The organism is Bifidobacterium thermacidophilum subsp. thermacidophilum DSM 15837 (assembly GCF_000426425.1).
GTDB classification, from domain to species: domain Bacteria; phylum Actinomycetota; class Actinomycetes; order Actinomycetales; family Bifidobacteriaceae; genus Bifidobacterium; species Bifidobacterium thermacidophilum.
In genome coordinates this window covers 72,279-95,632 of record NZ_AUFI01000012.1, presented here as the reverse complement: position 1 = coordinate 95,632, position 23,354 = coordinate 72,279, and the positions used below count along the sequence as shown (strand labels likewise).

17 protein-coding genes and 1 tRNA gene are annotated in these 23,354 nt (G+C 61.1%); 11 read left to right on the top strand and 7 right to left on the bottom strand.

The genetic code is table 11. The features are described 5' to 3' along the window. Positions 1 to 302: 302 nt before the first annotated feature. The 3 genes from K315_RS0108145 to leuA all read right to left on the bottom strand — a co-directional run bounded on the left by K315_RS0108145 (position 303) and on the right by leuA (position 5,687). Positions 303 to 1,376 (bottom strand): LacI family DNA-binding transcriptional regulator, encoded by a 1,074-nt coding sequence (locus K315_RS0108145; protein ID WP_029577004.1) that lies wholly within the window; start codon positions 1,374 to 1,376, stop codon positions 303 to 305. Between the two features lie 27 nt (positions 1,377 to 1,403). After that, positions 1,404 to 3,518, bottom strand: a complete 2,115-nt coding sequence (locus tag K315_RS0108140) for a family 43 glycosylhydrolase (protein ID WP_029577003.1) — start codon at positions 3,516 to 3,518, stop codon at positions 1,404 to 1,406. A 258-nt stretch (positions 3,519 to 3,776) separates the two neighbouring features. Then, on the bottom strand, positions 3,777 to 5,687 hold the full coding sequence (gene leuA / locus K315_RS0108135) for a 2-isopropylmalate synthase (protein ID WP_029577002.1): 1,911 nt from the start codon (positions 5,685 to 5,687) through the stop codon (positions 3,777 to 3,779). A 324-nt stretch (positions 5,688 to 6,011) separates the two neighbouring features. Here leuA and K315_RS0108130 point away from each other — a divergent pair, with 324 nt between their 5' ends. After that, positions 6,012 to 7,403: a metallophosphoesterase family protein gene (locus K315_RS0108130; protein WP_029577001.1), complete on the top strand. Its 1,392-nt coding sequence runs from the start codon at positions 6,012 to 6,014 to the stop codon at positions 7,401 to 7,403. Between the two features lie 150 nt (positions 7,404 to 7,553). On the opposite strand, the gene K315_RS10475 is transcribed toward K315_RS0108130, so the two are convergent. From K315_RS10475 to K315_RS0108110, 3 genes are all read right to left on the bottom strand, one after another. Then, entirely contained in the window at positions 7,554 to 7,721 is a 168-nt protein-coding gene (locus K315_RS10475) for a hypothetical protein (RefSeq protein ID WP_155804625.1), read from the bottom strand. A 621-nt stretch (positions 7,722 to 8,342) separates the two neighbouring features. Next, positions 8,343 to 8,807, bottom strand: coding sequence for an Hsp20/alpha crystallin family protein (locus K315_RS0108115; protein ID WP_029577000.1), 465 nt, complete (start codon positions 8,805 to 8,807; stop codon positions 8,343 to 8,345). Positions 8,808 to 9,290: 483 nt separating this feature from the next. Further along, positions 9,291 to 10,418, bottom strand: coding sequence for a cation diffusion facilitator family transporter (locus tag K315_RS0108110; protein ID WP_029576999.1), 1,128 nt, complete (start codon positions 10,416 to 10,418; stop codon positions 9,291 to 9,293). Positions 10,419 to 10,605: 187 nt separating this feature from the next. Between K315_RS0108110 and K315_RS0108105 the strand changes: the two genes are divergently transcribed. The 5 genes from K315_RS0108105 (at position 10,606) to bcp (ending at position 18,528) form a co-directional block, all read left to right on the top strand. After that, positions 10,606 to 12,135 (top strand): DUF3375 family protein, encoded by a 1,530-nt coding sequence (locus K315_RS0108105; RefSeq protein ID WP_029576998.1) that lies wholly within the window; start codon positions 10,606 to 10,608, stop codon positions 12,133 to 12,135. 117 nt (positions 12,136 to 12,252) lie between these two features. Further along, positions 12,253 to 13,149, top strand: coding sequence for a DUF4194 domain-containing protein (locus K315_RS09770; RefSeq protein ID WP_029576997.1), 897 nt, complete (start codon positions 12,253 to 12,255; stop codon positions 13,147 to 13,149). Beyond that, the gene (locus K315_RS0108095) at positions 13,149 to 16,757 is read left to right on the top strand and encodes an ATP-binding protein (protein ID WP_029576996.1); all 3,609 of its coding nucleotides are present in this window, start codon (positions 13,149 to 13,151) and stop codon (positions 16,755 to 16,757) included. The genes K315_RS09770 and K315_RS0108095 overlap by 1 nt, the downstream gene beginning before the upstream one ends. Further along, complete coding sequence (locus K315_RS0108090; RefSeq protein WP_029576995.1) at positions 16,754 to 18,016, top strand: DUF3322 and DUF2220 domain-containing protein; 1,263 nt, start codon at positions 16,754 to 16,756, stop codon at positions 18,014 to 18,016. Before K315_RS0108095 ends, K315_RS0108090 begins: the two co-directional genes overlap by 4 nt. After that, positions 18,013 to 18,528, top strand: coding sequence for a thioredoxin-dependent thiol peroxidase (gene bcp, locus K315_RS0108085; RefSeq protein WP_029576994.1), 516 nt, complete (start codon positions 18,013 to 18,015; stop codon positions 18,526 to 18,528). The genes K315_RS0108090 and bcp overlap by 4 nt, the downstream gene beginning before the upstream one ends. A gap of 108 nt (positions 18,529 to 18,636) precedes the next feature. On the opposite strand, the gene K315_RS0108080 is transcribed toward bcp, so the two are convergent. Continuing rightward, complete coding sequence (locus K315_RS0108080; protein ID WP_029576993.1) at positions 18,637 to 19,263, bottom strand: DUF5701 family protein; 627 nt, start codon at positions 19,261 to 19,263, stop codon at positions 18,637 to 18,639. 137 nt (positions 19,264 to 19,400) lie between these two features. On the opposite strand from K315_RS0108080, the gene K315_RS0108075 reads away from it, so the two are divergent. The 5 genes from K315_RS0108075 to K315_RS0108055 all read left to right on the top strand — a co-directional run bounded on the left by K315_RS0108075 (position 19,401) and on the right by K315_RS0108055 (position 23,285). Further along, positions 19,401 to 19,488: transfer RNA gene (locus tag K315_RS0108075), tRNA-Ser, on the top strand. Between the two features lie 232 nt (positions 19,489 to 19,720). Continuing rightward, positions 19,721 to 21,229: a tyrosine-type recombinase/integrase gene (locus tag K315_RS0108070; RefSeq protein ID WP_029576992.1), complete on the top strand. Its 1,509-nt coding sequence runs from the start codon at positions 19,721 to 19,723 to the stop codon at positions 21,227 to 21,229. Then, positions 21,229 to 22,257 (top strand): hypothetical protein, encoded by a 1,029-nt coding sequence (locus K315_RS0108065; protein ID WP_029576991.1) that lies wholly within the window; start codon positions 21,229 to 21,231, stop codon positions 22,255 to 22,257. The genes K315_RS0108070 and K315_RS0108065 overlap by 1 nt, the downstream gene beginning before the upstream one ends. 15 nt (positions 22,258 to 22,272) lie before the next feature. Continuing rightward, complete coding sequence (locus tag K315_RS0108060; RefSeq protein ID WP_029576990.1) at positions 22,273 to 22,581, top strand: hypothetical protein; 309 nt, start codon at positions 22,273 to 22,275, stop codon at positions 22,579 to 22,581. 431 nt (positions 22,582 to 23,012) lie between these two features. Continuing rightward, a complete protein-coding gene (locus tag K315_RS0108055; RefSeq protein WP_029576989.1) occupies positions 23,013 to 23,285 on the top strand; it encodes a MerR family transcriptional regulator in 273 nt (90 codons plus the stop codon). Positions 23,286 to 23,354: the final 69 nt, after the last annotated feature.

The window sequence follows — 23,354 nt, the reverse complement described above, 5'->3', positions numbered from 1 at the left end:
CTCAATCCGTTGTTCCAGTATTTACAACGTTGAATATATCATTCTTACATCGTTGTAACAACTTGGGCGCGTCATTGTCGGAAGATGCTTGGATGCGGTGCTGCCGCTGGGCATGGGCGTCCATCGTTTGCGCCATTCATGCCAATGTCGGTGCCGCCGTCGGTCATGGGTGCTCGACACACTCAAGGCCGTTCGGCCAAGCTTACGGCCGAGCGCCCATGCCCGGCGGCGGCACCTTGGGGGAAGAGCCGACTCAATGGGTACGCACGCTGGGAGAAACTTGCCGGAAGGCAAGCGAAAGCTCAGAGGACGAGGGAATCGATGGGGAGTTTGGTGGATTGGCGCACGACCAGCGATGATGCGACCTTGCGGAAGACCTTCTCCCCCGGTTTGTCGGCATTCGGGTCACGGCCGTCGATACGCTCCTTGAGCACCTTAAGCGACAGACGGGCTACCGCCTCAAGTCCCGGCGCGATCGACGTCAGCGCCGGCGACAGGTACTGTGAATCGTCGGAATTGTCGAAACCAACCACGGAGATGTCGTCGGGAATGTGCAAGCCGTGCATCTGAATCGCGTGCATCACGCCGGAAGCCAGCATGTCGTTCAGCGCGACGACGCCATCGACTTCGACGCCGGAATCCAACAACGCGTTCATGGCCCTCACGCCGTCACTACGATGCCACATGCCCGATTCGACGACCAGCCGATCGTCGAATTCGACGCCGGCCTCCTCCAGTGCCTCAAGATACCCTTGGTAGCGCAGCGCGGCGGAACCGACTTTCTCCCCCGGGTGCACACCGACCACGGCCACGCGGCGGCAACCGGTCGTCAGCAGATACTGCGTGGCCCGCTTCGCGCCTTCCACGTTCTCGGTGGCGATGTGATCCACCTGGTCGGTGAAGATGCGTTCGCCAACCAGCACAAGCGGATAATCGACCTTCAGCTGCTCGACGTCATCCTGCCCAAGCTCCAATGGGCTGTAGATCAGGCCGTCGATCATCGTCTGCTGGGACCCGTGCAGCGCTTCCAACTCGCCATCGCGCGAATATTGCGTCGGCTCCACGATCACGCGCAGACCGACTTTCTTCGCTTCTTCGATGACCAGCGATGACAGCTGCGCGAAATACGGCATCTGCAGATCGGGAATGGCCAAGCCGATGATGCCGGTCTGCCCTCGGCGCAGGTTGCGTGCCGACACGTTCACCGTGTATCCCAGTTCCGCGATGGCTTTGTTGACCTTGTCGCGCGTGGCCTGCGAGACGAATTCGTAGTCGTTGATCACGTTGGAGACGGTTTTGATCGACACTCCGGCCGCCTTGGCCACCTCACGCATGGTCACGACATGCTCGCCGTTTCCCCCTGTTCGCTTCGGCATATACACCCCTTTTGTCATTCAGCGGACTCAGTCGGCATCGAAGAAACCAACCTCCATCGTTACACCAGCATAGTCGGGGTCGAGCTCCTCCGCCGTTTGCATATCCAGAATGGGCATGCCCTCCTTGGACCAATGCACGCGGCGCACCTGGGCGTCGCGGCCACCATAGCGGCCGTGCTCGTATTCGGCGTTGTGGAACACGTAGATGAGGTTGCCGTCCTCGTCATGCGACCACATGCCGTGACCGGTGCCAAGCTGCCACCGCCCGTTGTATACGCCGGACTTCTGCAGCGGGTAATCGAGCTTCGTCCATACGCTGGCGTCGGTGAGATCGGCTCCCTGTCCGGCCGGGGCGGTGACCAGGCCGGTCGTGTAGTCGATGCCGACCAGCGAGCCCGAGTAGATCAGGAAAATCGTTCCGTCATGCACGATGGCGTTCGGTCCTTCGGCGATCATGTTGTCCCATGCGAATTCCGGCACGACGATCTGCTTCGGCTTGCTGGTGAGCCTCGCCGGACGAGCCGGGTCAAAGCTGGCGATCCAGATGCTGCCGACCTGCTGCCATGCGTAGTACCAGCGGCCCGAATCGCACAGCACGGTCATGTCAAGCGAAATGCGCTGGATCGGATTGAGCGTCTCGCCATCCGGGTCGAGGATGGGCTCGGGCACCGTCCAGTTCTCCGGCTCGCGCGGATCAAAATCCGTGCCGTCGGAATGCTGCTTGAGCTGCATGATGTGGCAGCTGCCGGTCCACATGTCCGGTTTGCCGGCACGATCGTTGGGGGTGCCGTCGGGATTGACGCGCGGCCCATCGAAGCAGGGCATGAACAGGACCGACAGCTTGCCGCCGATCACATGCAGTTCCGGAGCCCAGAAGCAGCCGGTCATCGGACGATCTTCGCTATTGAGATCGCCGCATGCGAGCAGATCGATCTCCTTGGCCCGTCCACCCGCGGCGTCGGAAAGCGCTTCGATGGAGTCGGCGATGCGCAGCGGCATATGGGTTCTGCCGTCGTTCGGGTCCACGCAATTGCCGTCGGTGTCATCGGTGGCGATGAACATGAACATCGGCTTGCCATTGAGCTTCCACGCGAACACCGACGGGTCGGCGCGCTCCACCGCGAACGGCACCGGATAGACGCTCTGGCGGATCACACCTTCGACGGTACGGGTCTGGCCGGCCTTGAGCGTTCCCTCGGAGGCCTCCTGGGCGATGGCCTCAAGCTGGGCCATGTTCCAATCCACCGCGCGTGCGGCCTGCGAGCCGTCGCTGTAGGCCAGCTCCGCACGGGTCGCGGCCAAGGCCATGACTGCATTCCGGGCATCCTCACCATGCAGGCCCGCATCGATTCGCTGGGCAGGCACGGACGTTCCGGTATTGCGGATGCGGCCGAAGCGCTCCATCAGACGCTCGGCCTCCGGCTCACTGATGGCGATGCTGTTGCCGACGACGGCGTTCGGAATGCCGCAATCCCCGGTCTGACGCAACGGCTGCGACGACGCCGATTCCACGCCACCAAGTGACCTGCCCGAACCGGCGGCGGCTACGATATCGGCCGTCCGCGCGGTGCGTGCCTTGCCATCGTCACCGGTCCAGGAGACGACGTAGCACGCGTCCGCGGCGTCGAAAGAGACGGACGGGCGATTGACCCCGCCGGTGGTGCGCAACAGCACCAGCCCCCGCTGGTCGAACGCCGTCAGATCATCGCTGATGGCGAGCAGGAATGCCGACCGTTCGGAACCGTCCGGTTCACCGCCGCGGGCGGTACGGGTCGCGGCGATGGCGAATCGTCCGTCCGCGAGACGGAACAGGAACGGATTCTTCAGCGATTTCAGCGTGATATCCATACCGGGCATGACCACGCCATGGGCGACGGCGTCGGTGGCGGGGCGAGGCGCGTCGAACGGGTCGGCGGCGAAGCGCGCCGCGGCCGTGCACGCACGGCGGGACTCCGCGGTCGCGGCGGCGATCGGCACCCCGGCCGCGAAGAAGATGCCATAGTTTTCGTTCAGCGGCCGCCACTCGGCGTCATCGCCGGAACGTAGCGCCAAATGCATGCTGTAGGCGATGTCCTCGTTGTTCGCCTCTTCGCGTCCGGTGGCTTCGCGTGTATAGCACAGCAGGGAATAATTGGCCGACATGGAAGATCCTTCAGTAAGCAGATACAGGTTTTACAACGATGTACTATACCGTGTTTTACATCGTTGTACAACTTGGTGTGGCGGCATTGCGACACCCTTCATCCGCGGAGAGGAAGCATCATGGAACGCGCTTGTCGCACTTGTGAGCGGGCGCATCGCATGGCACATGACAACGACGAGGGGCTTCCCGGTTACCCAGGAAGCCCCTCGAATCATATGCGGCACCGTTTGCTCAACGCGTCCGTGCAATCAGTGCAATCAGCGCTCGGAACGGTTGATGGCCGAGATGATGGCCTTCAGCGAGCTGGTGACGATGGAGGTATCGATGCCGACGCCCCACACGATGCTCGTGTTGTCTTCCTCGCCGATCTGGCATTCCACATAGGAAGCGGCCATGGCATCGGTGCCGACGGACATGGTGTGCTCCACGTAATCCATCACCGAAGCCTCGATGCCAAAGTTGCTCACGGCGTTGAGGAAGGCGGCGATCGGACCGTTGCCGATGCCGGAGACCTCACGCTCCACCGGCTCGTCGACACCAACGTTCACGCCGCGGTCGAGAATCCTGGCCTTGAGCACGGTGTCGGAACCATCCTCGCCGGAGGAGACGGACACCTTCAGCAGTTTCAGACGGCCCCACTGCTCGAGGGTCTCGTCCTTGCTGTCGCCGACCACGACCCCAGCCGCGGTGGCGCCGGATTCCTCGACCGGCAGGTACTCGTCCTTGAACAGGCGCCAGATGTCCTCGTCCTTGACTTCGCGCTTGGTTGCGTCCGCGTAGGCCTGCACGACCTTCTCGAACTCGATCTGCAGGCGCTTGGGCAGGTCGAGATTGTGGTTCGTCTTGAGCAGGTAGGCCATGCCGCCCTTGCCGGACTGGGAGTTGACGCGGATAATCGCCTCGTAGCTGCGGCCGATGTCCTTCGGGTCGATCGGCAGGTACGGCACGAGCCACACGAACTTGTCGAGGTCGGCACCGGCACGCTCGGCCGCCACCTGACGAGCTTCCAGGCCCTTCTTGATGGCGTCCTGATGAGATCCGGAGAATGCGGTGAACACAAAGTTGCCCGCGTACGGGTGACGCTCGGAAATCTTCAGCTGGTTGCAGTATTCAACGGTCTTGCGGATTTCCGGCACGTTGGAGTAATCAATCTGCGGATCAATGCCCTGGGTGAGCATGTTGAGCCCGAGCGTGACCAGATCCACATTGCCGGTACGTTCGCCGTTGCCCAGCAGGCAGCCTTCCACGCGGTCGGCGCCGGCCAGCACGGCCAGCTCGGTGGCGGCAACGCCCATGCCCTCGTCGTTGTGCGGGTGCAGGGACAGCACGATGGATTCGCGGTCCTTGAGGTGGTTCGATACGTACTCAACCTCGTCCGCGAACACGTTCGGCGTGGTCATCTCGACCGTCGCCGGCAGGTTGATGATCATGCGATGGTCTGGTGTCGGCTTAATCACGTCGATCACCGCGTTGCACACCTCGACCGCGTAATCCGGTTCGGTGCCGGTGAAGGACTCCGGGGAATACTCATAGTAGAGGTCCGTGCCCTTGGCTTCGCCTTCGAGCTGCTTGCACAGCGTGGCGGCGTCCGTGGCGAGCTTCTTGATGCCTTCCTTGTCTTTGCGGAAGACGACCTCGCGCTGCAGCACGGAGACGGAATTGTAGAAGTGCACGGCCGCGCGCTTGGCGCCGCGCAGGCATTCGTACGTCTTGCGGATCAGGTGCTCGCGCGCCTGGGTGAGCACGATGATGGTCACGTCGTCGGGGATGAGCTCGCGTTCGATCAGCATGCGGATGAAATCGTAGTCGGTTTCCGAAGCGCTCGGGAAGCCGACCTCGATCTCCTTGAAGCCCATGGAAATCAACAGATTCCAGAAGCGCAACTTGCGCTCGGAATCCATCGGGTTGACCAGTGCCTGGTTGCCGTCGCGCAAATCGACGGAGCACCAGCGCGGGGCGCGGCGCAGCTTCTTGTTCGGCCACGTGCGTTCAGGGAACTCGAACGGCACCTGCTTGTCGTAGGCGACGTACTTGTTGTAGGGCATATTGCTCGGCTTCTGCGGACCGCCGATGAATCGCGCCGGAGGCAGCAGCGGGTCGTTGTTCCCTCCGTTGGACGCTGCGGCGACTGCCGCGAGATCAAATACTGATGATTGATCCTGACCCATCACTCCTCCTTATCTTGGTTGTGCCGCAAACCACGGCATCGTTTCGTGCGCGGTGTACCGTGTCGATGGGTGCCGTGCTGCGCGTTTACCTCCGCGTAACACGGATTGGTTTCATCCTACCGGGAGGCATTCATATTCTGCCGCCGGATTTCGGGATATGACCATGGGACCAGTGGAACGGCAACGTTTTGGCGGCGGGTTGACGCGCATCCGACCATTTCATGGCCCAGCCGTGGGAACACCACGTGTATTGCAGGTGAATAATCGGATGCCGCGCGTTGAACCGGCGCCAGCACCGGCGCATACCGCCGTAGAGTGGGATGCATGACGCTTCGATTCCGCGACGACGGCACGTTCCGTATCCTGCAAATCTCCGACATCCAGGACGGTCCGCAAGTCAGCGAAGACACCTTGCAATTGATCGGCGACGCCGTGCGACAGGCCGACCCGGACCTGGTCGTGCTCACCGGCGACCAGATCCGCGGGTACGACCCCGCATACATCGACACCTTCATTTCCCGCCGCGGCGACAGACCCGGCGACAACGTGCGCATCGTCAGCCGTCTGGAAGCCGCGCTCGAACATGTGCCATCACAGCGGGAACAATGCCGGCGCAACAACCTGCCTGCACCGGACGAAACCGAACTCATGAACCGCACACGGCAGAATGTCAGATCGACATTCTCGCAGTTCCTCGGGCCGATCGCCGCCCACGGCGTACCGTTCGCCGCCACCTACGGCAACCATGATTTCCAATGCGGCATCGACGTGGACGAACAGGACGACCTGTACCGCGAGATCGACGGATGCCTCAACCCGGTCGCCGGCAGCGGCCCGCTTGCGTTGGAGCCCGGTACGTTCGCGCTTCCGGTGCTTTCGAGCGCCGGCGAGCGCATCGCCATGGGTGTGATGATGGTCAATTCCGGCGATTATGCGCTTGATGGGGACGCCTCGCGGGCGGTGCCGTCCACTGGCCCGGTCAGTTCCGGGGCGCATCCGGTTGCGCAGGGGCGCGGACTCGATCTTGTGGATTGTGACGGGTATGGCGTACCGTCCGCCGCCGCGATTGACTGGCTGGCCGATGCTGAACACGAATTGAGCGCCCGCAACGGTGATGGTGCGCCCGTTCCCGCCATCGCCTTCCAGCACATTCCGACGCAGGAGTTCTACGATTGCCTGCGCGAAGTGCCGTGGTGGACGATGAACGCCGTCGAGGGAACGCGGGCGTTCTCCGGGCGGTGCTTCCTGCTCGATGAGACGGTGTGCCAACCAGGTTCCGTGCTCGGCGAATCCGTGAACTGCGCGGATATCAATGTCGGCGAAGTCACCGCGATGAGACACGCGGGCGGGTATTTCGCGCTGTTCGCCGGGCACGACCACAAGAACGCGTACGTCGGGCACGCAGGCGGGCTTGACTTGGGTTACGCACCGACCTGCGGATTCGCCAGCTACGGTCCCGATGCTGATTTGCGCGGGGTGCGGCTGCTGACTTTCCGCGAAGATAATCCCTCCGCCTACCACACACGCATGATTACATGGGGTGAACTTGGTGGCGGTGCCGTGCACGACAAGCTGCGGGTGTTCCTTGGTGATTACGGCGCCGCCGATGCCGCGACCGTGCGCAATCAGCTGCGCCGGCCGAAAGTCGCGGGGGCGATTGGGGTTGCAGCAGCGGGCTTGTTGAGTGCCATCGCCGCACACCGGCGGAGGCAGTAGGAGCGACACGCAATCGGGCGGCGGCCAGGGCGACGGGTGCTTGCTGCCTCGGTATCTGTCTGCAATGTACGTGAGCAGTCGCGCCGCAGACGGATACCCAGCAGACGCCCACGCTCAACCACCCAACCCACCTGCCGTGAGACCTGACAGTCACACGGCGGGCAGATACCCGGCAGCGCCGGACAAGCGACGGGCCTGTACGCGACGGCCCTGCTGACGTCGCTGCCATTCCGCGTTCGCTCGCAGCCGCCGCTCCCAGATTCTGCGCTCCCACGTCACCGTCGTTCCCGCTTCTTGGCTGCTTGTCTGATATTCCATAATTGTCACCTCCTGTTGGATATAGCGTCAGTTGCCCTGTTGCTTCACACGAATTCGGGCACATCGAATCACTGCATCTGCCACAAACCGGAGAATCAATAACGACCCGGCCGGTATTATTGCGTGATTTCGCCCGCCGCGATATTTACCGGATGACGAACCCTTCGACCGTCATGGCAATCCGGGGGCCGGCAACATGACACATGCAGCAGATTCCTTCGATGGAACGCATCATCATACGAGACATGTCAAGGCTCCTTTCTTGCTCACCGGTACGTTGGCCAGGTCCAACCGCCCCGCCAAACCGCTTACCGCCGCGGCTTACTCCATGGTAACAACCCACCCACGGCGCATGCAAGACCTGAGATACAACAACGGCTGATACCTGGCCATAACCCGGACGCATCGCCCACGACTCCCCCAAACGCAATGATGGGGGCGGAGGCTCGAAACCTCCGTCCCCATCATCAGGTCTAGGCTATGTGTCGCCACCCGCTATCAGTCAGCGTAGGCAACGTAGCAGCGGGCGACGTGAACACTTGCCATCGCGCACAATCACCATTGACTCACGCGACCGGCGAACGCGTACCGCACATAGCATCAACCGACGTGCACTGGCCGTCAGCCCTCAATCGCGATGCGATGAGCCTGCTCGACCTGCGCCTTGGCCTCCTGCTTCGGCATCTGCAGATGCAGCGTGCCATCCTTGTACGAGGCGTGGATATCGGATTCCTTCATGTCGTCGCCGACATAGAAGGTGCGGCTGCAAGTGCCGGCGTAGCGTTCGCGACGCAACCACTTGCCTTCCTTGTCCTTGTCTTCCTTGGAATCATTGCGATGCGCGGAGACGGTCAGATACCCGTCCTTGAGCTCGACGTTGATGTCGTCCTTGTTGAAGCCCGGCATATCCATCGCGACCTCATAGCCGTGATCGGTCTCGCGCACATCCGTGTTCATCAGGCTGCCCGACTGTGCGGCGGCAAGCTGACGGCCTTCATCAGCCGCGTCACGCCAACCCGCGAAGAACGGGTCGTCGAACAGATTAGAGAACATCGTGTCATTCATCAAAGCCGGAAACATAGCCATAATCGGTACTCCTTCATGTTTAGAGACAGCGCGGCTTGGCAGCCGGTCGCGTCGGCACCCAGATGCCGCCGGCCGGTTTCGTGGACCCGCGCCTGGAACCCTCCCGGGCTCCTGACCTTGACCTTTCACTTCATCCAACTTCCCGCGGCGAGGTTCATTCCGGATTTTCACCGTGGGGAAACATGCGGATTCGGGAGGATTCAAGAGGGATTCAAGTGGGATTTGGAGGCTTGATATGACGTCATATTCAGTCGCTTGCGGGAGAACATCCCCGATTCGTCTCAAGCGCAATAACCTCCCGGGAGAATTCGGCGAGAACGGCGATTCCGGGATATTCTCCCAACGACATCGTTGATATTGCGCGACCCATGAAATCAGCCCGATGGGAGTTTACCGGCGAATTCGCAATAATACGATAAACTCCCACGCGGCACCGGGACGTTTGCAAATCACCGCCGCCGACGGTATAAACTCCCGCCCGGCTCAGTCCACCCAGTCCTCGGCCTTCGCAGCCTTGACCGGGTCATACGTGTCCGGCTCCACTACAATGTCCAGCGTGTAATACGGAATCGCCGCCCGCAGCTGCTCCTCGAGCCGGTTGATTGCGGCGGCATCATCCAGTTCGGTCTCGTTGCGGAACTGCACCTTGAGCAGCACGAGGATGCGCTTCTCGGACAAGTGCATGGCCGCGGGATCGGCAAGCACCCGTTCGACATCGGGATTCTCCGCCAGCACCTGGGTGATCACACGGTACGTGTGGTCGCTCGCGCCTTCGCCAATCAGCAGCGACGACACCTGCGCACCCAACAGCAACGCGCCCACGATCAGCAGGACGCCAATGCTTGTGCCGCCGATGGCATCCCAGATCTCGTCGCCGGTAAGAATCGCGAGCAGCGACCCGAGGAACGCGAAGGCGAGACCGACCACGGCAAGCGTGTCTTCGGCAAGCACAACCGCCAAATCACTGGATTTCGTACCCTTCCAGAACTTGATGAGGCTGAACGGACCCGGGTCATGCGTCTCCTCGAAGCGCTCCTTCGCCTCCTTGATGCCGTTGTGCAGACTCCACCCTTCAATCGCCGCGCAAATCAATGTCACGACCAGCACAATGGCCATATTATGTGCATCCACGGCATGGGCTTGCGGTCCGCCGGAGACGACTTCGCGGATTTTCGCGATGGATTCGCTCGCCGAATACACGCCACCGATGGCGAACAGGGAAACTGCAACGATGAACGAGGCGAGATACCGCGCCCGCGACCAGCCCAGCGGATGCTTGCGGCTCGGCGGCCGGTGCGACAGCTTATTGCCGATGATCAGCGTGAGCTCGTTGCCGGAATCGGCAAGGCTGTGGACGCTTTCGGAGAGCATCGAAGCCGAATGCGTGACCATGAACACCACGAATTTCACGACCGCGACCATTACATTCGCCAATAGCGCCGCGATGACGGCGATGCCGATTTTCGCACTGTGTTTTTCGGTGCCGTCCGGGGCCAAATCGTGGTTCATTGCGGCGTTGCCGTTGGGCTGCGGCCGGTTGCGCGGCACATCATGCGCGATGCCGGCAGCCAAAGCCCGCCGTGTATCGTCCGGGTGGTCTTGTGTGGTCATCTTCGTCCTCCTTGGCCCGGTATCGCAGCACTCCGAAACCGGTTCCTGTTCCAGCATAGCCCGGGAACGGCTGTGGACGCCCGTAGTCTTCATGCGTGTCCGATAAGATGGTGTTGGTATGCCGTCCCGCGACATTCCGGGCGAATTACCGGCAGCGACGGCGCAAAAGGCAAAAGGAGGCAGTTTCGTGAGCGACGTGGGGGCGCAACTGGAACGGCTGCGGCCAGTCTATGAAACGGGCGTGCTTCGGCTGCTGCTGCGCAACCATGCGATGACGTATGTCGCCCTACTGCGCACCTGTTTCAAACCGTTGACCGCCGAACTGCCCAAAGAGACGCTTGAGGTGCGGCTCGCCGGCGCACTTGAGGAACTTGCGCACGACGGCGAATGGCAGTTCAAAGATGGCGAAACCGCGCAGGACAGCGCCCATCAGACGCTTGTCGAACTCACTCGAGAAGGCGAAGGCGATTACGCGTGGCTCGCGAACTCGTATGACCCCGCTTCTCACCATTATCTGTACCGTTTGACTGCTCGCGCCCACCGCGCAATCGACGCGCTGTCCCAGCTTGAGGACACGACCCGCGCACTGTCCGGCGCCCAGGCGAATTCCATCATTATGGAGGTCGAGAACGCCCGCAAACGTCTGACCGTCGACCCAAGCGAGCGCATCGCCCTGCTTGAGTCTGAGGTCAAGGAACGCGAGCAGGAAATCAGCCGGCTCCGCAACGGTGGATCCGTGGAGTCTCTGAGCGACAAGGATGTCGAGGATATCATCGCCGTGGTGCACAACACTTTGCGCGGCGTACCGGTCGACCTGCATGAGCTCGCGCTTGAGGAACGCGACAACGGCGACACGCTGCGCCGACGTATGCAGGAGAACTCAATGAGCGTTGACGAGATTCTTTCTGCATACCATGAGCGCTACCGCCGCTCGATGCGCGAGTCGGACAGCGGGCGGCGTTTTGAGGACGCGTTCCAGGTGATTGTGACCGACGAGGGCCGGCGGCAAATCGATGACGCGGTGCAGGATATCGCAAAAAGCCCGTACCTGCACGGTGAGCCGAATCAGCTGCTCAATCAGGTGCGGGCGGAATTGAAGCGGATTTACGAAGGCATCGAGGACGTCCGCCATCAGGTGCGCGTCTCGGACGAAGCGGTGAGCCGTCTGGTCCGGCAGCGCAGCAACACCCGGTATCGCACAGCGTTGGACACGTTCAACCGGCTGTTCGCAACAATCAGCCAAGAGATCAAGGCCGGCACGTCTTCTCCCAGCCCGTATTCGTTTGATGTGGGCGACGCCACGATGCTTGCACTACCTACACGGCCGGCACGCCCGATGGCTTTCGCAGCGCCGCCGAGCCTGGATGCCGTGTCGTCGGTTCAGGATGATGACAATCCCGGCTTCGCCGACGTGGATTTGCGCGCGATGGTCGAGGCGGGCGGACCGCGGTTGCGGCATATGCTGTCGCTGATCATGCAAGACCCGATCATGCGCGACGGGCGGGTTGACGTCGCAGCGAGTTTCAACCAGTTGAGCGATTCGGAACGCCGCGAAAGCGAACTGGTCGGTTTCCTGGGGGCTTTGCGCGTGGACGATAACGGGCAGTTCTCGACATGGCGATGCGTGTCCGCGGACGGTACGACACGCGCATGGCGTACACGGCCGGTACTTGCAGACGTTGGCGTGTTGCATGAGATTATCGAAGAGGACGCATGACGGACGCCGGCCGGTGACGGGCGGTGACCGCGAGACGGACGAGGAGCATAGGCCGAATCAGCGCGAACGGCATGTACGCGAATCCGGCGACACGGAACTTGTGGAAAGGGCGGGACGATGACCGACGAACTTGATGACATGATGGCCGCCATGGGCACTGCTCACATGGACGGCGACGCCGATGCCATGGTGGATGCCCATGAAGACGGCTCCGGCGAGACCGACGGTGTGTCGAATGCCGGCGGGGACACTGACACCATAGGGGATATCGACCCTGCGGACAATCCACATGCGCTGTTCCCTGGGGACACGAGCACGATGGACGCCGACGCGCGCGCGGTCGCCATCGCGCTGAAACGTGACCGGTTCATCACCGGTGACGCGTATGAGACGGCGTTGGACCATGTGGACGAGGTACGCCGCTCACTCAACGACGACCTGCTTGAACTGGTTGATGTTCCGCGATACCAAGTGATGTACGCCAGACCGGTCACAGCGGACGGATTGGGGCTGCGATCCTTGAAAACCCGGGCATCGCTGACACGCGAGGAGGCGGCGATGCTGGCTCTGCTGCGCATTCGCGTGCTCGGCCATGAGAGCTCGCGCGAATCGTCCAAAGACTGGATCATCAGCACGGACGACATCCGCGCCGCGCTGACCACAGGCGCCGGCTGGCTTGCCGCACGCAATGACGAAGAAGGCGTGATGAAACGCATCGGCATCGCGATTTCACGGTGCGTGACCTACGGATATCTCGCCCCCGTTGAAGACACCGATGACATGTACTGCATCACGCCGCTGGTCCCTGCCGTGCTCACCACCGAGCTTGCCGAACAGTGGCTGGGCGAAAGCGAGAACAGCGCCGCTGGCAGTGCGGATGACCCCGAAGAAGACGTCCAGATAACCGCGAATACCGATACGTCTGATATTGCCGACACGACATACACGAATACCGCTGACGGTTTGAATGCCGGCGCTACTGCCGACCAAACCGTCGAAGAAACGAGGTTGTGATGACCGACGAAGCACTGATGGCCGATCACTGGATGCTTGCCAGCCGCCAACTGGTCAATTGGGGGTCCTACGAGGGCTACCACGTGTTCCGCCCGTCCATGGACCCGGACATGCCGATCACCTTGCTCGCGGGTGCCAGCGAATCCGGCAAATCCACGCTGGTGGACGCGCAGAATTCCCTGCTCTACCCTGCTGGCACGGCGTTCAACAAGGCCTCGAATTCCGGGCGTTCCGAACGCAGCGACTACACGTATCTGCGTGGCATGACCGCCGTGGCGGATGACGCGGAGGGCGGGACGGCTGTCTATCTGCGCGGTTCTGCCGAGGATGGCACGCCGAGTGCGGTGTGGGGCGCGATTGTGGACACCTATGTCAACCGTATGGGCGGCGAGATGCTTTCATGTGCAAAGTTCCTGTACCTGTCCCCCGGCGACGAGCGCGGCAGCGTACGGCGCCAATACGTGTCCTGGAACCATGAAATCGACCCGCGAAAGATGGACGGCTACCGGTCCTCACCGTTCACCGCCGACCAATTGCGCAAGGTGTATCCGGGGTGCGCGGTGTATTCGAACGCGGAAAACTTCCATGAATCCGTGTGGACACGCATGGGATTGAAAGCCGCCGCATGCCGGTTGCTGTACAAAATCCAGTCGGCGGATGCGCCTTCGCGGCTTGACGATATTTTCAAGCAGGGTGTGCTCGATGTCCCGAACGCCCTGACCAAGGCGCGCGAGGCGGTTGAGGATTACGACCGGTATGCCGAGAACTTCCGCAGTATGGAAGAAAACACCCGACAGATGGACGCCTTGCGTGAAATCCGCGACGAACACGCCGAATACGATAAAGCGGCCAGGCAGGCGCGTGATCTGCGGGTCACCGATCCGCAAGATGACACCGGATTGACCACCTTGCGCTCGTGGGTGTTCTCCCGGTTGGCGTCCGCGGTACGCGACCAGCTGCCGCAGGATCGCCGCGAGCTGGAGAGGCAGCAGGAGCAATGTCACAAAGCCGATACGACAGTCGAAAACATGCAACGCGAACTCGGTGAAGTCACCGAGATGATGCACGGCGCCGGCGGCGACACCCTGACCCATCTGGAAAACGAGCATGAGCAGATGTTGCAGGAGCTGGAACGGATGCGTCATACCGTCGGGCGCATCCGACAGGCGTTCGCTCGGGCGGACGAGCCGATGCCCCAATCCGAGGCATCGTGGGAACAGCGCCGGCAGGAAGCCCAGGATTTCATTGAGGACGCGTACGTGCAACGCGATGAGTTCCAGCGACAGCGGGACGCTTGCGTGGTCCGCCGCAAAGGCATCACCGACCGTCTTGACCCGATCAAGCGCGATTTCGAACGGCAAAGCCGCAAGCGCACCCGTATCACGCAAGACATGGAAGACGACCGCGCGGCGATTGCGCAGGCGACCGGGCTGAGCGAGCGCGATCTTCCCTATGTCGCCGAGCTGATGGACGTGCGCAAAGACGAAGAGCGGTGGCGTACCGCGATGAACGTGGCTTATGGTCCTATTGCGCAGATCATTTTGGTCGACCGCCGTTACGAGCGGGGATTCGCCCGAAAAGTCAGCACCATCGACCCGTCAACCATGTTCCGCCGCACTTGGCAGTTCATTGATATCGACGATATCGACTATCAAAGCGGCGCCAAAGAACACGGGGAGGACAGCGAGCGCGACAATCGGCTGTCCGGAAAACTGCGGTTCCGCGAGGATTCTCCATTCTTGGGATGGCTGCGCGAGCAAACCACATCCCGGCGGCTAGACGCGCTGTGTGTAGAACATATCGACGACGCCGACACCGCCCGGCAAATCCAACCGGATGGGCAGATTAAAGCCGGTCAGCGTGGTTCGTATGGCACCAAAGGCATCAACCAAGTCATCGGTTTCGCCGACGAAACGTACCTGCGCGGGCTCAAACAGCAAATCGACCGCCTGTCCGAACAGCTCAGGCAGTGCGAGTTGGATGGGGAGGACATCAAGCGCCAGCAAAGCCATCTGGACGAACTGCGTACCTTGTCATCGCAAATCGCCGATCTTTCTTGGACGGAGGTCGACGAAGCCGGCACCGAAGCGAATGTGGAACGCCTTGAGCGCGACATCGACACGCTACGCAACGACCCGAAACTCGCCCAGCTCGCCGAGCGACGCGACCAACTCCAGCACGCGCTGCGGGACGCGCTGGACTCGCAGGCGAACGCCCGGTTCGCCGCCGCCAACACGCAGCAGGCCGTCGACGCCGCCGAAGCGTGGCTGACTGAACGCGCGGGGCAGATCGCCGACACCGCGGAACAGCCGACGCTACCGGATACCGTCACCGAACTGCTGTCCACCGCGTACAGCGCGGCGACCGGTTCTGTGGCCGGCGAACTGGCCCATATGACTGTTCTGCCAGGGCAACCCGGAATCCGGCGATTCGACGAGCGGGTGCTCGGCATGGTAGGCAATGCGATCACCAAGCGCATCAGCGAGGCGTCCACTCAAGCCAACAAGGCACGGGCATCCGTCGAACGGCGCATGTCCGACTATCTTGCCCGCTGGGCCGCCGACGACACGACCGTCACTCCCACGGTGGACGACTACCGGTATTACGAGGACGAGTTGGAAGACCTGTCCAAAATCGTGGCGAAGGCGGCTACCCCTGAGGAAATCGCCAACAGCGTGGACAAGATGCAACGCGACTTCAATGAGCTGAGTATGAGCCTCGAGAATGACCAGCGCGAGGTGCGTGAACAGCTCGACCGTATCAACTCCATGCTGCGCGACCAGCAGTTCGGGCCACGCCACGGCAGTCTCACCCTCGACGTCACCATCAGGCCACGCAGCGCAGCCTTCAACGGCACGTTACGCCGGACCATCGGGCGACTCAACAGCTGGCAGGCAGAGCAGCCATCCGGCGGCGCTTCCGACAGCCGCACCGAGAAACGGGCGTTCGACAGCTGCAAACCAATGGTCGAGCTGCTGCGTAGCGAGCTGGGCAAAGTGCGTGATACCGCGGGAATTCGCCAGTATGGCGCCCGCGATCTCGATTCTCGCGCCCGCAGCTCCTTCTACGCGGTCGTCCACCATGATGACGGCCCCGATGAACGCATTTCCTCGACCGGCGGCAAATCCGGTGGGGCGTTGCAGGAACTCACGTCCTTCGTGTACGGGGCTGCGCTCATCTACCTGTTGGGCGGCGATATCAGCGGACACCCCACCTACACCACGCTGTTCCTCGACGAAGCGCTCATCAAGGCGGACGGCCGGTACACGCAGCGCGCACTTGCGGTGCTGCCACGGCTGGGATTCCAAGTCATCGTATCCGCACCGGAAAGCAAAACCGGCGAAATCCTTGAGATGGCGACGCGCGGCTATGTGGTGCTGAAAGACGAGCGGCTCCATTCGCATCTGCAGGAACTCGATCTGGTCGGCGGGCATGCGGACGGCGGACCATTCGAGCAGCGCAATCCGTCAGCTGGCAAATCGTCGACATGCACGGTGGCTTCCAGCATTCCGGCTGATGCCGGAAACGCCGACGATACCGTGGAAGCCAGCGATGTCACAAACAGCGGCGATTCCACAGCCTCAAGCAGCGGAAAGCCACAGTCATGACCGGCATACGCGCACGCGGCGTGAACGCCCGAACAGCGCCCATGGAAATCCGCGATGCCGTCACGAGATATCTACAGCGGCGTCGATATGATGCCGAACCGCGATGGCCGTTGGTTTTCTCTGTGAGGTGGCCGGACCAGCGCACGCTGACCGCCCAAGCGCCCGACTGGCATAGGGCCAACAACGCGTTGCGCGAATGGGCGCAACGTCAAGGTTGCCCGGTTACGAACAAGCACCGGCTGATGGTCACGCCGGTGGAGTTGATCGACACGGTTTCGGTTGCGGATGAGCAGACCGCGTTGCGCATCGCGGACCGGGCGAGCGCCCGGCACTACCACAAGGCGCGCCAGCGCATCAACCTGTTGGCCGACGAGTGCTCGATTCCTCGCGACACCGCGGCATCTGTGGCGAAAATGCTGGACGACGAATCGGATGTGGATATCACACTGGTGATTCGCGCCGCGCAGTTCTTCGGCGCACACGATGCAACCGGGTTGACTCCACGGCAAGTCCCGCTCGCCGGGTTCAGCGCGAAATGGCTTGATCAGACGCATCGCCGCAACGTCATCTGCACCTTGTGCGGCAAGGATTCGCTGGGATTGTCTGACCGCCCGCCGGAGCTTCGTATGCGCTGGCTTGACCCGGCCTACTCGGACGAACCAGAAATGATGATCACCAGGCCGTGGCGGCCCGGTGGCGAGCGCGATATCCGATATGTCATCATCGTGGAGAATAAGGATACCTACCAATCCATGCCCGACATTGCGCACGGATTGTGCGTTTGGGGAGCCGGTAAGGCGATTTTGGCATCAATCGCGCTGCTACTGCCGTGGCTTACCACCGCAAGACCGGACGACGGGGATGATTCCAGTCCGCAGGTCGTCTATTGGGGTGATATGGACGCCGACGGCCTGGAAATCCTCGACGCCGTACGACACACCGGGGTACGCTGCAAATCGCTGTTCATGGATTTAGAAGCCTACCAGCGCTACTCATGGTTCGGTACCAATCTCACCTCAACCAGCACACCGCTCACTTCGCGCGAGCCCAAGGCGACGCCTACACTTGACTTTGGCGAGCGTGAGCTCTATCTGCTCACATGCGGCGAGGCCGTCGGGCAATCCGACGAATCCGGTTTGTCCGACGGCCCAACCCATCTGCGCGTCGAGCAGGAGCGAATCCCGCTCATTGACGCGGCCGATGCGCTCCGCTCGCTTGGATGGCCGATCGCCGCCAATAATGACAAGGAGACACAATGACAGACAACGCACACCAGGAGCCCGTACGGCTCGAAGCCGGGCAGACGGCCCCGGATTTCACGCTTCCCGGCGACACGGGCGATACCGTTACCCTGTCCGCACTGCGGGGCAAGAACATCGTCCTGTATTTCTACCCTGCGGCGATGACCCCAGGATGCACGACGGAAGCCTGCGATTTTCGCGACAATCTTGCGCGCCTGTCGGCACTCGGTTTTACCGTGCTCGGCGTGTCGAAGGATCCGCTCGACAAGCTTGCGCGATTCCGGGAGCGCGACCATCTGACGTTCCCGTTGCTGTCAGATCCTGATCTGACTGTGCATCGTCTCTACGGCGCATATGGCGAGAAGAATCTATATGGCAAAGTGCGTCTGGGCGTAATCCGTTCGACCTTCGTGATTGACGGCGATGGCATCATCCGCGTTGCGAAATACAATGTGCGGGCGAAGGGACATGTCGATGCGTTGTTACGGACGCTCGACAAACTCGATGATCAGGAGTGGATGCGACAGTAGAGCGGGCTGGTCGTGAACCAGTCGCGGGCTGATTACGGGCGCGCAATGCCCGGTAATCACGTCCAATGACTACGCCCAGTAGCCATGACTAGTGAGCACGCCCAATAATCACGCCCAGTGGAAGGGCGAAACCCCGCAGCGCGAACGGCAGTAGGCGTTTCCCAACCATGTGTGCCGCGAATTCGGCCACACGGCTCCCAGCCTTGGAGCGTTCTGGCTCATCCAGATGCTGGGCGCGCGGCCGTCGGCACTGCGCGAACCGAGCAGGTTGAACCCGTTTTTCTCCACCAGCCAGTCCGGATGCTGGGTGGCAATGGCGAGCCCCTCCTCAAGTGTGAGCGGCAGGCGCTCATCGGAGTCGATAAGTTTGCGCGCGACATCTGGTTCACGGTTGATATACGCGGTGCCCGTGTGTGGGTCGATGACCAGGTAGAACGGGCCTTCCGGCGGTTCGCAACCGTCTTGTGGCAGAAAACTGGCGATATCGCGCGGCGGCATCGTTGTGAAACCGGCCATGCGGTTGATGCTGGTTCGTGCGATCAGGGATTCCGGCGACACTAACTCGCGCGTAGGCACGAGCAGGATATTCGCGCCGAGGTCGCTGTCTTCGAGCGCGCTGATGAGCGGGCGGGCAAGCGCGCGGAATGCCTCCGCGCTCATATCGGCCACATCAGGGTAGCCGAGCGCGACAATACGGTCGAGCTGCTTAAGTGCTTCCTGTGATGCGATGGACATACCTCCAAGTGTAGGACATCCGCGTGAAGGGCGGTGCATCGCGCGCGACACACCCACGCGGGTTTGCATGTCCGATAGTTCGTGGTACTCTATTCGAGTTGCCCGGTTACGCGCGCAGGCGCGTTTCCACAAGCAATGGAGGATTCGCCTAGTGGTCTATGGCGCACGCTTGGAAAGCGTGTTGGTGTAACAGCCTCACGAGTTCGAATCTCGTATCCTCCGCCAACAGGGTTTTCAGTGAAAGCTGAAAGCCCTTTTTTCATGCCGAAAAACGGCGGAATTTCAACGATTTCCCTTGATTTTCCGCCGTTGTCGCGTTCATGTCGCAAATACGTTTTATGCCCTGTAGGGCCATTGAAATGCGTATGATGTTTGGTGAATTGTTTGGTAGCCCCATCAAGCCGACCATGTTTTACCAAACATCCCACCGGCGGGGGCATGGGAACGGAGGACACCCATGGTCAGGCGATCGTCATTCGGCAGCGTATACCCGAAACCGAGCAAAGCGAAACCGAGATACCTCGAGGCGCAATACCTTGTACCGGTCGGCGCATGGAAGAAATGGCCGAAACAGCTGACAGCAAAGAACGGGGAGCCGAAGAAGAAAATCTACAGGAATTTCAAGCTGACACAGGAAGCCGACGCGTGGAATTGGATACACGCCGCCGAGAAGGCCATCGACATGGGCGTATGGGAACCGCCCGAGCTCGAGGAAGCCAAGACCAAGGCAGACACGACCACGTTCAAGGAATACGCCGACTACTACCTCGAGCATCACAGGAAACGCAACGGTGACCCGATCGCCCCGACAACCAAGGACAAGTACCGGCAATACCTCCGTGACTATCTGCTGCCATTGTTCGCGGACAAGCCAATGACGGCGTTCACGGAACGGGACATACAAGAATGGGCAGATTCCATGCCCGTCGGCAAGGCCGGCGAAGGGCAGTCGATCAAACACCACGTATGGGAGCTGATTCACGCCATGTTCCTCGAAGCGTGCACAAAACCATGGCAGAACACAGGGGAACCACTATTGACCCGGAACCCCGTCGTCATCAGGGTTGACCGGCCCGACAGGGAGATCGCCAACGGGTCGGCCACCCCCGAGGAGATACAGACGATAGCCGACCACATGCCCGACCGCATGGCACTGATCATCTACCTATGCGGCGTGATGTGCATGAGGCCGGGCGAAGCATACGCGTTGCAACGGCAAGACGTCGTACTACCCGACACAGGCACGGACTACGGGGTGATCCACATCACCAAGAGCGCCAAGCAGATCACGCGCGACGGGCATAAGATCATGTCCGCCGGCAGCACCAAGACCAAGGGCAGCGTCCGCGACATGGACATACCACCGTTCATGATCCCGATGATCCGCGCCCACCTCGACCGTTTCGTAGACGACACGCCCGACGCTTGGCTGTTCACCGGCGAGCGCACACGGGAATTGATCCGTGATCAGACCGTGCGAAACGCGTTCTACCGGGCGCGGGCGTATGTCCCCCGTTTGGACGCGTGCAAGTTCCGTCTCTACGATTTCAGGCACACGGGGCTGACGTCCGTCGGCCACAGTACGAACAGCCTGATCGAGGTCATGCGCGCTGGCGGGCATACGCAGGCGAAAACAGCCATGCACTACCAACACTCGACCGATGAAGGACGCCGGGAAATCACCGAGAAAATCCAAGCCGAATGGGATACATCACACGCCGCCGCGCCCGACACGCCGCACGACACGCCGACACGGGAATCTACTACCGGCACTAGTGGCACGACGACGGGCGGCGACAATGTGGCGGCGCTCGCCAATGCGCTCGCCGGTATGCCGGTTGCCGATCGTGTGGCAATGCTCGATGGTGTGGACGCCGGCACGGTGACGCGGGTGTTGGCGGCCATGCCGCCGGCGCAACGGTTGGAGACCATCACGGTGTTGCATGACGGAAAGGAGAATCGTTAATGAATCGGGCAAGTGGGGTAAGCAAGGAAGACGCGGGACGGTTCCGCCGGACGGTGATGAATATCGCGCAATACGGCGTTATCATAACCCTATTCGTATACGCGTATTGGTTGAATGGGCGGAAAGCCGCGCCGTCATTCGTTGAGCACGTGAAACGCTTATATCAGGCGGCGGATATGCGTAGTCATGGTTTAGCGTTGGAAGGCTTTGATTTTCGAGCGGATTACCCGGAACTGTACCGATACGCTTATATTGACGACACGAGTGAAGGCGAAGAGCCTAGAGCGCTTGAACGCAAGGCGGCCGGCATGTTCTATGACGGGTTCCTGTCCCACCCTGAATATCCGGCGGGGGAAGGCTGGGTTTACGTGCGGTTCCTGACACGTTGGGCGTATCTGACGGGCGCGCTGAACCGGTTGGAAGCGTTAACCAATGATCATAAGCTCTTCATAAAAGGGATTGACGGGTTCTGGCCTATCATCACGATGGACTACAAGCCCGACTATTCGACCGTCAGGAAGTGGAGCGCCGGAGCACTCAGGTCACTGAACTTGGAAGTGCTAGATGAAGAAGATTACAAAGTGGTGCAGAGCGTGTACGATCGTGAACGCTTTACGAAATGGTATCCGATGTTTGAACAGGCGGGGGTCCACCCTGACGAGCCAGTGAAGACAACTGACGCCGTACGGCTTGTGCTGCTCATGGCCGAACAAGGTATGAAAGACGGTGTGCGCGTGTTCCGCGACTACCTCGCCGGCCCGGAGATGAAGAGCACGAAACAGGTACGCAACCCGAGATATCGCGAGCTCGAGACGGTGGAATGGGATGCTATTCCGCCCGAGCGGCCCATACCGGGGTTGTCGGCGCGCCGCGTTTCGATGATCAGACACGCTCTGATCAAGGAAAAAGAAATCTTCGGCAGTACTACCCCGCTATTCGTTGCATCATTCTTCACGCCCGTGGATGGCGGCGATCCCGTACAGGCGTACGACGATTACCTGAAACGCAGGCGGGACGGGCAGGCCTAGGAAAGGAACACCACCATGTGCGGGGAATACGTCAGGGAGAACGACACGGTGAAACCCGGCACCACCATTGTCGGGAGGATCACATGCGATACGCTCGGGCTGTCTTGCGAGATATTCCGCGACGACCTCGAAGGGTACGTATGCGGGGAATATGCCGCGGACGGCGACGGGGAAGTGACCGCCGCGTCCATCGACGCGATACCCGAACACGCCGGACAGTTCGCGGCGGCTTGCGACCATTGGATACGCCGGGCGCTCGCCGACGCCGGTCCCGGCTACCGATGGCATGAGATCACGCCGGGCGGCGCGATAGGACGCCCATAGCCCGAACGACTGTTGTAAGGCGGCGGCGTAGGGCATACGCGGGGGACGGTGACGCGCAAAGGTGCACCATCGTCCCCGCGTTTCTTTCCCCCGTTTCTGGTGTCTAATTGTCTAATCCCTTACGGCAGTAGGGCTGACGGTGTCTAATTGTGTGTCTAACCGGTGTCTAATTGTCTATTTGTCTCAGGCAACCCGCTTATACACGACGCATGAAAACGACACGCCGTGGTATCACCGGTCTTCACATGGGTTATATATTGGGGGGTACGGCAGCTTGGAGCCGCGAAAGTTTCCAAGCCTTACGATGACCCGCGTCGGGCAATAGCGGGCGGCACGCGCGACGATACGCCGGGAAAAATATCCAACAATATCAGTGTTTGGCATGAGTGTACCCGTATCTTCGTGTACCCTGTGCCGGAAAGGACAACGCCATGGAAGGCGTCGTATCTCTTATTGATCATGCGGCCAAGACCACTACCGCCCCGAAGCAGCCGAAGCAGGCGAAGCGGACAAGGAAAACCAAGACCGTCGATGACCTCGAACCCATTGCCGTGACCGTGACCGAGGCCATGCGGCTGATGGGGACTCGTGACAACAGGATCATATACGGGATGATCCGGCGGGGGGAAGTCAAGGCGAGGAAGATCGGACGCATGTTCTTCATTTCGTACGCCTCGATGAAGGAACTCATGGGGGAGGCGTGAACGTGGCCACCGCATACAGAAGAGCCCCCCGCGGTAACGCGAGAGGCACGAAGGATACCCCCTATTCTA